13 protein-coding genes, 8 tRNA genes and 1 rRNA gene are annotated in these 14,526 nt (G+C 38.5%); 19 read left to right on the top strand and 3 right to left on the bottom strand.

The window, feature by feature from the left end:
- Positions 1 to 9 precede the first annotated feature (9 nt).
- The 3 genes from rrf to AAIB49_RS18115 all read left to right on the top strand — a co-directional run bounded on the left by rrf (position 10) and on the right by AAIB49_RS18115 (position 433).
- Positions 10 to 125: ribosomal RNA gene (rrf, locus tag AAIB49_RS18125) — 5S ribosomal RNA — on the top strand.
- Positions 126 to 261: 136 nt separating this feature from the next.
- Positions 262 to 336, top strand: a tRNA-Asn gene (locus tag AAIB49_RS18120).
- A gap of 24 nt (positions 337 to 360) precedes the next feature.
- Positions 361 to 433, top strand: a tRNA-Thr gene (locus AAIB49_RS18115).
- A gap of 230 nt (positions 434 to 663) precedes the next feature.
- Here AAIB49_RS18115 and AAIB49_RS20040 read toward each other — a convergent pair.
- Complete coding sequence (locus tag AAIB49_RS20040) at positions 664 to 1,392, bottom strand: YwaF family protein (protein WP_481857890.1); 729 nt, start codon at positions 1,390 to 1,392, stop codon at positions 664 to 666.
- A 94-nt stretch (positions 1,393 to 1,486) separates the two neighbouring features.
- Positions 1,487 to 2,263, bottom strand: a complete 777-nt coding sequence (fabI, locus tag AAIB49_RS18110; RefSeq protein ID WP_186869416.1) for an enoyl-ACP reductase FabI — start codon at positions 2,261 to 2,263, stop codon at positions 1,487 to 1,489.
- A gap of 239 nt (positions 2,264 to 2,502) precedes the next feature.
- Here fabI and AAIB49_RS18105 point away from each other — a divergent pair.
- From AAIB49_RS18105 to rocF, 11 genes are all read left to right on the top strand, one after another.
- A tRNA-Glu gene (locus AAIB49_RS18105) sits at positions 2,503 to 2,577 on the top strand.
- Between the two features lie 3 nt (positions 2,578 to 2,580).
- Positions 2,581 to 2,656: transfer RNA gene (locus AAIB49_RS18100), tRNA-Val, on the top strand.
- A 175-nt stretch (positions 2,657 to 2,831) separates the two neighbouring features.
- A tRNA-Thr gene (locus AAIB49_RS18095) sits at positions 2,832 to 2,907 on the top strand.
- Between the two features lie 38 nt (positions 2,908 to 2,945).
- Positions 2,946 to 3,029: transfer RNA gene (locus tag AAIB49_RS18090), tRNA-Tyr, on the top strand.
- Positions 3,030 to 3,039: 10 nt separating this feature from the next.
- A tRNA-Gln gene (locus tag AAIB49_RS18085) sits at positions 3,040 to 3,111 on the top strand.
- Between the two features lie 97 nt (positions 3,112 to 3,208).
- Positions 3,209 to 3,281, top strand: a tRNA-Lys gene (locus AAIB49_RS18080).
- A 169-nt stretch (positions 3,282 to 3,450) separates the two neighbouring features.
- Entirely contained in the window at positions 3,451 to 4,740 is a 1,290-nt protein-coding gene (locus tag AAIB49_RS18075) for a hydroxymethylglutaryl-CoA reductase, degradative (RefSeq protein ID WP_339217460.1), read from the top strand.
- Positions 4,737 to 5,717 carry a mevalonate kinase gene (gene mvk, locus AAIB49_RS18070; RefSeq protein ID WP_339217459.1) on the top strand — a complete coding sequence of 327 codons (981 nt, stop codon included), beginning with the start codon at positions 4,737 to 4,739 and terminating at the stop codon, positions 5,715 to 5,717. The genes AAIB49_RS18075 and mvk overlap by 4 nt, the downstream gene beginning before the upstream one ends.
- Before the next feature lie 30 nt (positions 5,718 to 5,747).
- On the top strand, positions 5,748 to 6,740 hold the full coding sequence (mvaD, locus tag AAIB49_RS18065) for a diphosphomevalonate decarboxylase (protein WP_343458841.1): 993 nt from the start codon (positions 5,748 to 5,750) through the stop codon (positions 6,738 to 6,740).
- Positions 6,733 to 7,848 carry a phosphomevalonate kinase gene (locus tag AAIB49_RS18060; protein ID WP_343458840.1) on the top strand — a complete coding sequence of 372 codons (1,116 nt, stop codon included), beginning with the start codon at positions 6,733 to 6,735 and terminating at the stop codon, positions 7,846 to 7,848. Before mvaD ends, AAIB49_RS18060 begins: the two co-directional genes overlap by 8 nt.
- A gap of 115 nt (positions 7,849 to 7,963) precedes the next feature.
- On the top strand, positions 7,964 to 8,860 hold the full coding sequence (gene rocF, locus AAIB49_RS18055; protein WP_343458839.1) for an arginase: 897 nt from the start codon (positions 7,964 to 7,966) through the stop codon (positions 8,858 to 8,860).
- A 34-nt stretch (positions 8,861 to 8,894) separates the two neighbouring features.
- Here the strand turns inward: rocF and AAIB49_RS18050 are convergent, their stop codons facing one another.
- A complete protein-coding gene (locus AAIB49_RS18050; RefSeq protein WP_339217452.1) occupies positions 8,895 to 9,074 on the bottom strand; it encodes an aspartyl-phosphate phosphatase Spo0E family protein in 180 nt (59 codons plus the stop codon).
- A gap of 300 nt (positions 9,075 to 9,374) precedes the next feature.
- Between AAIB49_RS18050 and sigW the strand changes: the two genes are divergently transcribed.
- The 5 genes from sigW (at position 9,375) to glmM (ending at position 14,319) form a co-directional block, all read left to right on the top strand.
- The gene (gene sigW / locus AAIB49_RS18045; protein WP_186869423.1) at positions 9,375 to 9,938 is read left to right on the top strand and encodes an RNA polymerase sigma factor SigW; all 564 of its coding nucleotides are present in this window, start codon (positions 9,375 to 9,377) and stop codon (positions 9,936 to 9,938) included.
- A gap of 15 nt (positions 9,939 to 9,953) precedes the next feature.
- Positions 9,954 to 10,592 (top strand): zf-HC2 domain-containing protein, encoded by a 639-nt coding sequence (locus AAIB49_RS18040; RefSeq protein ID WP_343458838.1) that lies wholly within the window; start codon positions 9,954 to 9,956, stop codon positions 10,590 to 10,592.
- A 252-nt stretch (positions 10,593 to 10,844) separates the two neighbouring features.
- A complete protein-coding gene (gene cdaA, locus AAIB49_RS18035; RefSeq protein ID WP_339217448.1) occupies positions 10,845 to 11,666 on the top strand; it encodes a diadenylate cyclase CdaA in 822 nt (273 codons plus the stop codon).
- Positions 11,659 to 12,900, top strand: coding sequence for a CdaR family protein (locus AAIB49_RS18030; RefSeq protein WP_343458837.1), 1,242 nt, complete (start codon positions 11,659 to 11,661; stop codon positions 12,898 to 12,900). Before cdaA ends, AAIB49_RS18030 begins: the two co-directional genes overlap by 8 nt.
- 75 nt (positions 12,901 to 12,975) lie before the next feature.
- On the top strand, positions 12,976 to 14,319 hold the full coding sequence (gene glmM / locus AAIB49_RS18025; protein WP_343458836.1) for a phosphoglucosamine mutase: 1,344 nt from the start codon (positions 12,976 to 12,978) through the stop codon (positions 14,317 to 14,319).
- Positions 14,320 to 14,526 lie beyond the last annotated feature (207 nt).

Raw genomic sequence — 14,526 nt, 5'->3', positions numbered from 1 at the left:
AAACCATTGTCTGGTGATGATGGCGAGAAGGTCACACCTGTTCCCATACCGAACACAGAAGTTAAGCTTCTCAGCGCCGATGGTAGTTGGGGCATTGCCCCTGCGAGAGTAGGACGTTGCCAGGCAATTTTTTGTATATAAAATAGAATATTGCACATAATAGTCATATATTGTATTAAACTATTGTTCCTCAGAATAAGCATTATTCTCGCCGAGAGCATCAAAAAATGCTTCCATGAAAAGATACGTAATTTATATTATTCCACAGTAGCTCAGTGGTAGAGCAATCGGCTGTTAACCGATCGGTCGTAGGTTCGAATCCTACCTGTGGAGCCATTTTTATGTTTAATTTTCTATTATGCTTCCATAGCTCAGTCGGTAGAGCACCACCATGGTAAGGTGGGGGTCAGCGGTTCAAGTCCGCTTGGAAGCTCTTTAAAGCAGCTTAACTTCTAAATAAAGAGGTTAGGTTGTTTTTTTATTTGTTTCGTGAAGTATTCTGCGTAGAAGATTTCTATCTATTCTATAGGCATAATAAAAACTACCATACACTTTTCCAAAAGTCTGTGGTAGTTTTTTATTGGTCATATACTTTAGATAATGTATCTCATTATTTAATCAAAAATGGCTGTATAAGCGTAATTGGTGTTTCAGAAGGGGTTGTCACCTGTTTCTTCTCCTGAATTGATATAGCGCATTATAAACACCATAGATGGCTATGAATACAAGTAACCCAACCATACAAAGATTAAAATAGTACCAAAATCCATCTCCGAGAAAATTTAGCGGTGTACTGGTTGAAGGTGTTCTAGCTAAGAAAAGAAAATTGGCGTCAAAAATTGGATTGATAAAGAATCTGATAATTGCTGCATAACATAAAAGGTAAAGATAGGACTCTATTGTCTTTTTAAAGGTGATTTTTATCTTAGATGTTAGGACTAAAAATATACAAGCCCAGGATAAAATGAAATGGTGTATAAAAAACTGCCAAAATCGAAAATGAGGAAAACCATGGTGTAATTCTGGTGTTACAACCGCGAGGAAGGAGGGTACAATGCCGATGAATAGGATAACTTGAATGATTTTCTTATTTTTGGTTAGTGCAAGCATAGTAAGGATTCCCGCTATGCTACATAGTTGAAAGGGAAGGAATTCACGCGGATTCCAACTTCCGTTTAATATCCCCCATGTTTGGTAACTAAGTTCAGAGGAAACTAAGGTGATCAATAACCCCATCCTAAAAAAATTAGATGTCCTTTTATTGGTAATCCATTTGTTGGAGCAAATTAGTAGTAATACAACTCCAAAAATAAATAAGAATACCATGAATAGGTGGTGGATCCCCCATAAATGAAAAGATGATACTGCCTTACTAGCAAACCACTCTCCCATTCAAATCCCCCCTGTATTTCCTTATCTAAATAGAAAACAACGCTTACTAAAGCATTTTTAGTAAGCGTCTATGATTGATTATGGATTAGTAAAATTAGCCACCAATTATGTGGTAACCTGAATCGACATGTAGCACCTCTCCGGTTACACCACGAGAAAGGTCACTGATAAAGAATAGGGTAGCGTCTCCAACTTGGTCCTGGTCAACATTACGGCGTAAAGGTGCTTTTTCTTCCACCATGCCTAGTTTCTCGTTAAACCCAGAGACACCTTTTGCTGCTAAGGTCCGAATAGGTCCAGCAGATACTGCGTTTACGCGAATACCATGTTTTCCAACATCTTCGGCTAGGTATCTAACACTTGCTTCTAAAGAAGCTTTGGCAACTCCCATTACATTATAGTTAGGAATTACTTTTTCAGAACCTAAATATGTTTGCGTAACGATACTGCCACCTTCAGTCATTAGTTCTTTTGCTGCTTTTGTGACAGCAACTAAAGAAAATGCACTAATATCCTGTGCTAATAAAAATCCCTCTCTTGATGTATCGCTGAAATCACCTTTCAGTTCATCGCGGTTTGCAAATGCGACGGCATGGACAAGTCCGTGTATAACCCCAACCTTTTCTTTTATCTCATTAAAAGCGTTGCTTATACTTGCATCGTCCGCAACATCACAGGTAACGATGAGTTTAGCCTCGATATCATTTTGTTCTAATAACTTAGTTAGTTTTTTATACGATCTTTCTTGCCTGTTAGTAAATATAAGGTTTGCTCCAGCATTATGGAGTGATTTTGTAATACCCCATGCAATACTTCTTTCGTTGGCAACACCCATAACAACAATGTTTTTATCCTTTAATAGTTCAGTCATTTGGAACCTCCATTGTGATTAACTATTAGTACCTAACTATAATTTATCACTTTTTAAATGAAAAACCAATTTATTTCTTAATTTATTAATTTTATTAGGGGGATACTCCCTTGTGTATCAAGGGTTTTACGGGGGATGAAAATTTTTTATAAAAAAATATCATTTTTCTCTTTACAAAGTGTAGAAATCTGTATATAATAAAATTCGTTGACTGCTAAGACAAGTTGAATAAATGAACTGGCCCGTTGGTCAAGCGGTTAAGACACCGCCCTTTCACGGCGGTAACACGGGTTCGAATCCCGTACGGGTCACCATGTGGAGGATTAGCTCAGCTGGGAGAGCACCTGCCTTACAAGCAGGGGGTCGCAGGTTCGAGCCCTGCATCCTCCACCATTTAAACCTAGATAGTTCTTCACCATGCCGGCCTAGCTCAATTGGTAGAGCAACGAGCAATACTTCTACCGAATCAGCTACGAGTAACCCCGAAGCATACACATCCATGAATATGCTGGAAGATACAGGGGTCATCAGGCAAGCGTGATAAAATGAATAGGTGAGTTAATACCATGCCGGCCTAGCTCAATTGGTAGAGCAACTGACTTGTAATCAGTAGGTTGGGGGTTCAAGTCCTCTGGCCGGCACCATTTTTTTGTATAAAAACATATTAATATGTTAACTATATGGAGGGGTAGCGAAGTGGCTAAACGCGGCGGACTGTAAATCCGCTCCTTCGGGTTCGGCAGTTCGAATCTGCCCCCCTCCACCATTTACATTATTGGGCTATAGCCAAGCGGTAAGGCAACGGGTTTTGGTCCCGTGATTCCCAGGTTCGAATCCTGGTAGCCCAGCTTTTTTTATTTTCTGGGACTTTTTTATTTATGGAACACAAAGAAGCCGCCGATTATATAAAAACGCTCAGACTAACTTAGAACCACTTGATAACATGAGCCATTAGCTCAGTCGGTAGAGCATCTGACTTTTAATCAGAGGGTCGAAGGTTCGAATCCTTCATGGCTCATCATATAAATACGTGAAATCATGCAAGGTTACGATTCTTTCGTAACCTTTTTTTTTTATTTGCATTTTATACTGTTTTTTAACATAATAGATAGAGTAATTCTTTATATAAAATAAAGAATGAAACAAGTTCTTACTAAATAAATAGATACTATTAAAGGATGGTTGGTATGAGATCTTCTAGGATTCCTGGATTTTATAAAAGAACAGTTGAAGAACGAAGAGAGCTGTTGCAGGAGGCACTTGAGCTATCTGAAGATGACTTAAGCGTCTTAACATCACAGGAGGCATTACCAATCGATACTGCAGATAAAATGATTGAGAATGTTATAGGAACATTCCCACTTCCGTTAGGATTAGGATTGAACTTCTTAATTAACGGGAAAGACTATATAATACCAATGGTTGTTGAGGAACCATCAATTGTCGCTTCTGCAAGTCACATTGCTAAAATTGTAAGAGATGCAGGTGGTTTTAAAACAGAAGCTTCAGATAGAGTCATGATTGGACAAATCCAAGTAGTTGGTTGTCCAGATTTCGATGCTGCAAAGAATGTATTGTTAGAAGCTAAAAATGAATTAATAGAGGCAGCTAATGCTGCTTATCCTAGTATTGTAGCCAGAGGTGGGGGAGCAAGGGATTTAGATGTACGTATTCTAAATGATTCACCTGGTTCCAGCTACGGAACAATGCTTGTATTACATTTATATATTGATACATGTGACGCAATGGGTGCCAATATTATAAACACTATGGTTGAATCGTTGGCTCCGACAGTCGAAGAGCTTACGGCAGGTAAAGTATACCTACGTATTTTATCTAATCTTGCTGATCGCTGTGTCGCAAAGGCTACATGTGTTATCCCCCCTAAATTATTAACTACAGGCGAATACTCTGGTGAAGAAGTGCGCGATGGTGTAGTGCATGCATTTGAATTCGCAGACTCTGACCCATACCGGGCAGTAACACATAATAAAGGGATTATGAATGGCATTGATCCAGTTGTCATTGCGACTGGTAATGATTGGCGTGCGGTTGAAGCGGGAGCTCATGCCTATGCATCACGTTTTGGAAGTTATCGTTCCATGACGAAATGGTCAGTTGATCAGGAGGGTAATTTGGTAGGAGAATTAGAATTACCAATGTCTATTGGCACAGTAGGTGGAGCGATTCGTGTACATCCGATTTCACAATTAGCGCATAAAATGTTAAATATAGAATCTGCTTCCGAGCTTGCACAAATTATTGTTGCAGTAGGTTTAGCACAAAATCTCGGTGCTTTAAAAGCTCTAGTAACAGATGGAATTCAAAAAGGTCATATGGCCCTGCATTCTCGATCTGTTGCGATAGCTGCTGGCGCTACTGGGGAGATGATTGATATTATAGCTGAACAATTAGTTAAGTTAAAGGAAATCCGTGTAGGTAAAGCTAAAGAATTGGTGGAACAATATTCAAAATGAGTACAGAAAAACTAACAATCACAAATAAATTAATAACAACAGAAAAAAGTGGAATTGGAATTGCGAATAGCAAACTAATCTTAATTGGTGAGCATGCAGTTGTACACGGACAACCAGCAATCGCGATACCTTTTCCGTTAGTAGGAGTAGAATCTGTAATTGAATATCATAAAGGGCCAATTAAGTTCGATAGTACCTTTTATAATGGGCCGATGGATTCTGCGCCACTTACATTAGAAGGAATTGTAAACAGCATTCATGAAACCTTAAAATATTTAGGACTTCCTAAAGAGGACCTAGTCATTAAAATAAAATCCTCTATACCACCTGGAAAAGGATTAGGATCTAGCGCATCGGTCGCAATCGCTATTATTCGATCGTTATTTTCTTATGCAAATGTGACGTATACAGAAAGAGAGTTGTTACATTTTGCTAATATTGCAGAGAAGTTTGCTCATGGTTCTCCGAGTGGGATTGATACATTAACGATAACCTCGGAATCACCGGTATGGTTCGAAAAAGAAAATCCGGTAAGCTATATAAGTCCTGGAGAGGATTTTCATTTTATTGTAGCGGACTCAGGTCGTATTGGTGACACACGTTCAGCCGTGGAATCGGTTGCTCATCTTTTAAAGAAAGCTCCTAAGAAGATTCAGGCCAAAATTGAACGAATCGGGGAATTAACTCATTTAGCTAAACACGCATTAGAAAAGGCTGGTAAGAATTTATTAGGCCAAATGTTAAATGAGGCGCAAAAGGAATTAGTTGCGCTAGGTGTTAGTGATGAGGGACTAGATCGATTAATTAACTTTGCTCGTAAAGAGGGCGCGCTAGGTGCTAAATTAACTGGTGCTGGCAATGGTGGCTGTGTGATTGCGCTTGCCAAGAATGAGTTACATTCAAGGCAACTAGCAGAGAAGCTAAAAGAATTTGGTGCGCAAGCTGTTTGGCCATTTGTCTTAAGAAAACAAGATTAATAAGAAATGGCTTTGAAAAGGGGAACAGTCATGAAAGCAACTGCAAAGGCGCATACCAATATTGCATTAATTAAATATTGGGGAAAGCGTGATGAAGCATTAATTTTACCTACTAATAATAGTTTATCTGTAACGTTAGACGGATTTTATACGACAACAACAGTTTCGTTTAAGCCTGAACTAACAAAGGATACCTTTACCTTAAATGATGAGATGGTAGTAGGTGAGCAATACAACCGAGTAACGAACTTTCTTAATAAAGTTCGAGATATAGCTGGAAAGCAACTATATGCAGAAGTAAAATCGATAAATGCAGTTCCCACTGCAGCGGGTTTTGCTTCTTCTGCATCAGGCTTTGCTGCACTTGCAGCTGCTGCGACAAAAGCAATTGGGTTGAGCCTGACTGAATCGGAACTATCTCGTTTAACCCGCCAAGGCTCTGGTTCTGCATGTCGTTCTATCTTTGGTGGATTTGCCGAATGGCAAAAAGGGGAGATGGAAGACGGCTATGATTCCTTTGCTGTACCAGTAGCTCCAAAAGATCATTGGGACATTAGAATTGCTGCGGTGGTTCTCGATGCAAAAATGAAAAAAGTATCCAGCAGGTCAGGGATGAAGCGGACGGTTGAAACTTCACCCTTTTTTAAAGGATGGGTTGAAAGTATTCCATCTGATTTAGAAGCAATAAAACAAGGAATTCTGGAGAGAGACTTTCAAAGGGTTGGAGAAATTGCGGAGGCGAACTGCCTGAAAATGCATGCTACAACACTTGGAGCCAATCCTCCCTTCACATACTGGTTAGACACGACGATGTCTGTTATGCAAACTGTACAGGAATTACGAAGTACCGGAGTTCCAGCATACTTTACCATCGATGCGGGACCTAATGTAAAAGTGTTATACCTACCACAGGATGAGGAGAAGGTGCTCGAAACGCTTCGCAATATTTCAGGTGTAACAGATGTAAAATTAAGTCGAGTCGGGCAAGGAATAACGTATTTAGAGGATGAGGAGCTTGTCTAATTCAACCATAACGATTCAAGTCCCTGGAAAATTAATGATTGCTGGAGAGTTTGCGGTGCTTGAGCCTTATCACAAGCTAATTGCGATGGCTGTTAATCGCTTTGTATATGTCGATATACAACCTAGTGATAGGAATCAACTAACACTGGAAAAATTCCAACTAACTAACTTGAATTGGGTATTTACTAATGACCAGGTGAACATTGACTCTGAGGATAAACGTGTTGATTTTGTCCAAGAGGCAATGACGATCGCCTGTAAGTATTTAGCAGAGCGTGGAACTACTATCGAGAATTTTTCGCTTCGGGTAAAGAGCGAATTAGATGATAAAAGCACAGGGAAAAAATTCGGTCTTGGTTCTAGTGCTGCTGTAGTAGTTGGGGTCATAACAGCTATCTTGCAGTATCATATGAAAAAAACACCAGATCCATTACTGATATTTAAACTTGCTGCAATATCGCATATTGCAGCACAAGGTAATGGCTCTGGAGCGGATGTGGCTGCTAGTGCATATGGCGGAATTATTCAGTATTCCTCCTTCCAGGCAAGTTGGTTAAGAGAGAAATACAAAGAATCGGATACTTTATTAGAACTACTAGAAATGGATTGGAAATATTTATCCATTAAACCGGTAACGTTACCGGAACATATCCATATCCGTGTTGGTTGGACCGGTAGTCCAGCATCAACAGGAAATTTAGTAAATCAAATATTGCAATTGAAAGAACGTAATTTTAATAAATATCAGGAGTTTTTACGAGATAGTGAGGAAGCAGTTGAACACTTCCTAAAAGGAGTTCAAACGGAGAACCTTCCACAACTATTGCAAGGTATCAAACAAAACAGAGCTGCATTAGTAACGGTTGGAAAAGAGGCGCAAACAGAACTAGAAACATCTATGATAACACAATTATGTAATCTAGCTGAAGAACTAGGAGGAGCTGCAAAGCAATCCGGAGCCGGAGGCGGTGACTGTGGAATTGCTTTTATGCCATCTATAGAGAGCGCTAATCACTTAACCCATGTTTGGGAAGAAGCAGGAATTATTCCATTAGAACTTCAACCGTATTTTAATGGAGCTACCTCTATAGAGAAAGCATCGCCCTAATGTGGCGATGCTTTCTTTCGTGGATGGAGCATGAATAAATATTCGAAAAATTGTCGAGTTGAGTCGTTTTTATAATCTAAGGTAAAATAATATTATATGGAGGTGGCTTTTTATTATGAAAAATAAAATATCTTTAATCGGTGTCCCAATGGATTTAGGACAAAGTCGTCGTGGAGTAGATATGGGACCAAGTGCACTTCGTTATGCTGGCGCAATTGAGCGCTTACAAGATTTAAACTATGATATTCATGATTTAGGGGATATATCGATAAATCGTCCAGATAAATATGAGGATGGAACGAAACTTAAAAATTTAGAGCAAGTCATAGAAGCAAATGAAACATTAGCGGAAATGGTGGATGCAGAAATAACTAAAGGTAGGTTCCCTCTAGTGTTAGGAGGAGACCATAGTATAGCTATTGGAAGCTTGGCTGGAATCTCCAAGCATTATGAGAATTTAGGGGTAATTTGGTATGATGCTCACGGGGATTTGAATACGAGTGAAACATCTCCATCTGGAAATATTCACGGTATGCCACTTGCTGTCAGTCTAGGACTTGGACATGAAAGACTTACCAATCTATATCAATACGCTCCTAAGGTGAAGCCAGAAAATATCGTAATAATTGGCGCAAGGTCATTAGACCCTGGAGAAAGAGAATTAATCCGTGAAATGGGTATTAAAGTATATACCATGCATGAAATCGATCGAATGGGAATGTCACGAGTAATGGATGAGGCAATAGAATATTTGAAAGATCGTACCGATGGTGTTCATCTAAGCTTGGATCTTGATGGATTAGATCCGACGGAAGCACCAGGTGTTGGAACTCCTGTGTTAGGTGGTATGACCTATCGCGAAAGCCATTTAGCAATGGAAATGCTTGCTGAATCGGATTTGATTACTTCTTTAGAGGTAGTGGAGGTAAATCCAATAATTGATGAAAAAAATAAAACAGCTACATTAGCTGTTGGATTAATGGGATCATTATTTGGTGAAAAACTGAAATAATCTATTAACTAAAAAGGCATTAATTTAAATTAAATTAAATTAAATTGATGTCTTTTTCTTTATTAGATACATCACTTAATTGATACTGATTCAATAGATTATCCAATTTTTTACTCGTTTCTACGACTACTTCTGAGGTTAGTTTATATTTATTACTCAGTGTAATCATCTCTTTACGGCATTGCTCAATTTCTTGTAATAAAAGTTTATCCATGTTTTTTCCCCCTATTACTATACATTAAACTATATTACCCGAATAATTTACCGTTTTGCAATAGTAAATTAAGAAAAATCCATATTTTTTACCGATTATGCGTTATAATGGTATGGAAAAAGTTTACTAATGTTTATTTGTTCTTGCTATCCATGATTTAATGTGATGTGTGCAAGGATAAATAGATTGTACGCACACGATAAAAAAATGGATGAAAAGCGGAATTTTTTATAAAAAAAGTGAAACCTTTTTAGTTTTGATACGTAAGGTTTAATACCGCATCAGGCGGAGGTACATGGAATGGAATTGTTAATTAAAGATAAAATTAAACAGGTCAAAAAAGGGGATCAAGCTGCTTTTGAAGATGTTATCTTGTTTTATCAGGATAAGATTTATCAACATTGCTATCGAATGCTAGGAAACGCACATGAGGCAGAGGATATTGCTCAGGAAGCTTTTATCCGTGCATATATAAATATCCACTCCTATGATGAACGTAGAAAATTCTCAACATGGTTATACAGAATTGCAACAAACCTAACCATTGATCGTTTACGAAAACGAAAACCCGATTATTATCTTGATGCGGAAGTAAAAGGCACTGATGGGTTGGATATGTACTCGCAATTAGCTGCAGATGAAAAGCTTCCAGAGGATCAATTAGAGGGGCTCGAGCTTCAGAATTATATCCAAAAGCAAATTGCTGAGCTCCCAGCCAAGTATCGTAGTATAATAATGCTACGCTATTTAGAGGACTTCTCACTTCAAGAGATTAGTGAAATATTAGACATCCCGATTGGGACAGTAAAAACTAGAATTCATCGGGGGCGGGAAGCCTTACGTAAAAAGCTTCGTCATGTGTAAAAGGAGTGAATCCAGTTGGATTGTAATAAAGAAGCATTAGATTTAATGCATAAGCACTTAGATGGTGATATCACGAGGGAAGAAGAAGCCCAGCTAATCAATCATCTAGAGGGCTGTATGGCGTGTCAAAAGCATCTCCATGAATTAAAGAGAACCATTACATTAATTCAAAGTACTGATAAAATGAGCGCACCTGAGGGCTTTGCTAATAGGGTGATGCAGCAGCTACCTGTGGAGAAGAAACATGTGAGATACATGCGCTGGTTTAAGATGCATCCGGTATTAACCGCGGCAGCTATCTTTTTTATCTTTATGTTTACTGGATTAATATCCGCATGGGAGCAAGATTCACAGCTAATGGTTTCTAACCCGGAAAATCTTATCATTGAAGGACATATGGTTGTTGTGCCAGAGGGAGTCACAGTAGAAGGTGACTTAGTTGTTCAAAATGGTAATTTGAAAATTGATGGAACGGTGAATGGGAATGTTACCTTAATCAATGGTAAATTAGTCGAAGATAATGGACTAGATCAAAATGGTCTTATGGCTAATGCGGCAGGGGTTAATGGTGAATTAAAAGAAGTGAATCGCATTTTTGAATGGGTATGGTACCACATGCAAAATGTCTTTAAAGGTATATTTTCAATGGAATAGTAAAAACCTGGTTTGTAGAACCGGGTTTTTTTAATACGTTCTTAGGGAAAAACAAAGGTATAGCTACTAGCCGAATTTTGGAAATTGAGACTAGCTAAATGACGTATCGCGATATAAAATATGGTATAATGGAAACGGTATTTTCGCAGAAACTGTACATATGGGCGTTAATATCAGTTGTTATCTGACTACACAATAGATTCAGTTAATGAAGACGGGAAGATAATTCGATGTATAAAAGGAAGTGTAGACATGCCTAATGGGGATTTTGGTATATTAGACCTACTAAGAATAGGCGTAGATATAGGTCTCGTCTGGTATGTTCTATATAAATTAATCATGTTAATACGAGGAACGAAGGCAATTCAATTATTAAAAGGTATTGTTGTTGTTTTTGTTGTTCGTTTGCTCAGTATGCTATTTGAATTACAAACACTAATGTGGGCAACTGACCAGATAATTTCTTGGGGTTTTATTGTGATTATTATTTTATTCCAGCCGGAGCTTAGAAGAGCTCTAGAGCAAATTGGGAGAGGTAATCTTTTCTCTAGAAGTATGAAATCCGAAGAAGAAAAGTTTGAAAAAATGGTCACCGATATTGTTCATGCTTGTAATTATATGGCAAAACGCCGCATAGGAGCATTGATTACTATAGAACGCGAGACGGGTATCGGAGAATATGTTGAAACAGGGATACCGATTAATGGGAAATTAACGCATCAACTATTAACAAATATTTTTACACCGAATACTCCGCTTCATGATGGTGCAGTCATTATCAAGGATGATGAAATAGTTGCAGCGGCTTGTTACCTCCCATTATCTGAAAGTCCTTTTATTTCAAAGGAATTAGGTACCAGACATAGGGCTGCAATGGGTATTAGTGAAGTAACTGATGCGCTAACCATTGTTGTATCAGAAGAAACCGGTGGTATATCTGGTACGAAAAATGGAGAGCTTCGCAGAGAGTTAAGCCAAGATGGATTAAGAGATTTCTTGCTCGAAAATTTAACTCCTAGCCATCGTGCTTCCGAGAGAAAGGCTTGGAAGATAAGGGGGAAAAAGCGTGGATAATTGGTTCAGAAGCAAATGGTTTATCCGAGGTATTTCTTTAGGCTTCGCGATATTGTTGTACGTTTTTGTTTCGATTGAAGAGGCTGATACATCCAATGAAAGTCTTATCCCCAATCTCTTCGGTGGATCATCACAAACAGAAACTTTAACGGGGGTTCCATTGGACATCCTGATAGATAGTGAACAATATGTTGTTAGTGGTGTTCCAGAAAGTGTAACCGTCTCTTTAGAAGGTCCTGCCAGTGCGTTAACTCCAATTGTGAGACAGCGTAACATAGAGCTTTTCGTTGACCTTAGAGATTTGACTGAGGGAGAGCATGAAGTAGAAATTGAATATGATAATGTGCCAAATCAATTATCTGTCTATATTGAGCCGAAAACCATTACTGTATTCATTGAAAAACGAGCATCTAATGAATTTAATGTTAGTGTCGATTTTATTAATGAAGATAAACTCCCTGAAGGTTACCAGATAGGAGCATATGAATTAAACACGAACACAGTCAAGGTGACAAGCTCAAAGGAAATTATTGAACGAATTGCCATTGTCAAAGTGTATGTGGATGTTGCCGGCTTAACAGAATCGATTAACAATCGGGAAGTACCAGTCAATGTCTATGATAGCCAAGGAAATGAACTTGCTGTTAGAGTTGATCCGGCAACGGTTGTAATCTCTGCTGAAATTGATAATCCGAGTAAAAGTGTACCAGTAAGTGTCGCAACAACAGGAGAATTACAAAAGGGTTATTCCATCGTATCGATGGAACCTAAAGTGGAAGAAGTTGAAGTGTTTGCAGTTTCTGATATATTAGATAATCTAGATGAAATCAAGACAGAACCAATTGATCTTTCTGAATTAACCAAATCAGGAACCATTAAGGTTGGACTAGCTCTACCAGATCGTGTGCTACCCTCTGATGTAAATGAAATAGAGGTAGAGATACAATTAGAGCAGACCAAAACAATAGATGAGGTTCCGATTGAGGTGGACAATCTTGCAGATGGGTATAACCTTAGATTTATTGAGCCGAATGAATCGCAGCTAAGTATAACCGTAACAGGAAATGAACAAGATGTTAGAGACTTAAGTGCGGAAGACTTTCGAATAGCTATTGATGCAACTGGTCTAGAAGCGGGAAGAAATACCGTACCATTAGAAATAGAAGGTCCGGAAAATGTTACGGTGGATACAGATGTGGAAGAGGTCGTCATTGAAATAGAGGAAGAAGTTTAGTATAGAAGCGATTAATCTCGTATCGTACTTAAATAACGTCCAGGAAGTAAGGATGTAAAGGAGAGGTACAAAAAAATGGGTAAATATTTTGGAACTGATGGTGTAAGAGGTGTTGCTAATAAGGAATTAACACCTGAACTAGCATTTAAATTAGGAAGATTTGGTGGTTATGTATTAACCAAGGAAACAACAAAACCAAGAGTTTTAATTGGCCGAGACACACGTATATCAGGAACCATGCTAGAGGGCGCTTTAGTCGCTGGATTATTATCGATTGGTGCAGAGGTAATGCGCTTAGGCGTCATCTCAACGCCAGGTGTTGCCTATTTAACGAAGGCAACGAGTGCTCAAGCAGGTATTATGATCTCTGCCTCACATAATCCAGTAGAGGATAATGGCATTAAATTCTTCGGGCCAGATGGATTTAAGCTATTAGATGAACAAGAAGAGGAAATTGAGAAACTATTGGATGAAGAGGATACTCTACCACGTCCTGTTGGTGCAGATGTTGGTGTGGTTGCAGATTATTTTGAAGCGGGACATAAATATCTTTCTTTCTTAAAAGAATCCATTGATAATGATTTTGAAGGCTTACAAATTGCATTAGATTGTGCGCACGGTGCTACTTCTAGTTTAGCAACACATTTATTCGCAGATTTAGAAGCAGATATTTATACAATTGGTGCTTCTCCTGATGGATTAAATATTAATGCTGGTGTAGGTTCTACACATCCAGAGACTTTACAAGCATTTGTAAAGGAAAAGGGTGCGGATATTGGGCTAGCGTTTGATGGCGATGGTGACCGTTTAATTGCCGTTGATGAGAAAGGTAATATAGTTGACGGTGACCAGATTATGTTCATTTGTGGTAAATATATGAAGGAGAAAGGCTTCCTCCGCCATAATACCATTGTGTCTACCGTGATGAGTAATATCGGCTTCTATAAAGCATTAGAAGAGCATGGTATGAGCAGTGAGAAGACCGCTGTAGGAGACCGCTATGTGATGGAAGAAATGAGAAAAGGCGGATATAACCTTGGTGGTGAGCAATCTGGACATATTATTTTCCTAGATTATAGTACAACTGGAGACGGCTTATTATCAGCTATTCAACTCGTTAACGTCATGAAAGAAACGGGTAAACCATTATCTGAATTAGCAAGTGAAATGACTATTTACCCACAAGTATTGAAAAATGTAAGAGTAACCGATAAAGAAAAAGCATTGAACGATCCTACAATCAAACAAGAGATTGAAAAGGTTGAAGAAGCCTTAGGAAGTAATGGTCGAGTTCTGGTTAGACCATCTGGAACGGAACCACTAGTTCGTGTCATGGTGGAAGCACCAACAAAAGAAGAATGTGAAACATATACAGATCAAATCGCTCAAGTAATTGAAGATTTACTTGGTATTAAATAATAATGGAAAACTACTCTCTGATTGAGGGTAGTTTTTTTGCATGTAATAATAAATTCCGTCCGCGGGGAAAAAAGTGCATACGTTAGAGTAAAATGTTTATGGGAGAACATATACCTCATCTTTGGTGTTGAAGTCTTACGACTTCAACACCAAAGATGAGGCCAGCAAGCGGAGCGCGGTAGTAGTATAGAGGCATTTTCAATGAAA

The organism is Ornithinibacillus proteolyticus, assembly GCF_039581225.1.
GTDB lineage: Bacteria > Bacillota > Bacilli > Bacillales > Amphibacillaceae > Ornithinibacillus > Ornithinibacillus massiliensis.
The sequence above is the reverse complement of the archived record's forward strand: the minus strand, read 5'-3'. Positions and strand labels throughout refer to the sequence as shown.

Excerpts from the sequence above, each read along its gene's own strand:
- AAIB49_RS20040 (WP_481857890.1), bottom strand. The coding sequence starts at position 1,392 with ATGGGAGAGTGGTTTGCTAGTAAGGCAGTATCATCTTTTCATTTATGG.
- fabI (WP_186869416.1), bottom strand. The coding sequence starts at position 2,263 with ATGACTGAACTATTAAAGGATAAAAACATTGTTGTTATGGGTGTTGCC.
- AAIB49_RS18075 (WP_339217460.1), top strand. The coding sequence starts at position 3,451 with ATGAGATCTTCTAGGATTCCTGGATTTTATAAAAGAACAGTTGAAGAA.
- mvk (WP_339217459.1), top strand. The coding sequence starts at position 4,737 with ATGAGTACAGAAAAACTAACAATCACAAATAAATTAATAACAACAGAA.
- mvaD (WP_343458841.1), top strand. The coding sequence starts at position 5,748 with ATGAAAGCAACTGCAAAGGCGCATACCAATATTGCATTAATTAAATAT.
- rocF (WP_343458839.1), top strand. The coding sequence starts at position 7,964 with ATGAAAAATAAAATATCTTTAATCGGTGTCCCAATGGATTTAGGACAA.
- AAIB49_RS18050 (WP_339217452.1), bottom strand. The coding sequence starts at position 9,074 with ATGGATAAACTTTTATTACAAGAAATTGAGCAATGCCGTAAAGAGATG.
- sigW (WP_186869423.1), top strand. The coding sequence starts at position 9,375 with ATGGAATTGTTAATTAAAGATAAAATTAAACAGGTCAAAAAAGGGGAT.
- cdaA (WP_339217448.1), top strand. The coding sequence starts at position 10,845 with ATGCCTAATGGGGATTTTGGTATATTAGACCTACTAAGAATAGGCGTA.
- glmM (WP_343458836.1), top strand. The coding sequence starts at position 12,976 with ATGGGTAAATATTTTGGAACTGATGGTGTAAGAGGTGTTGCTAATAAG.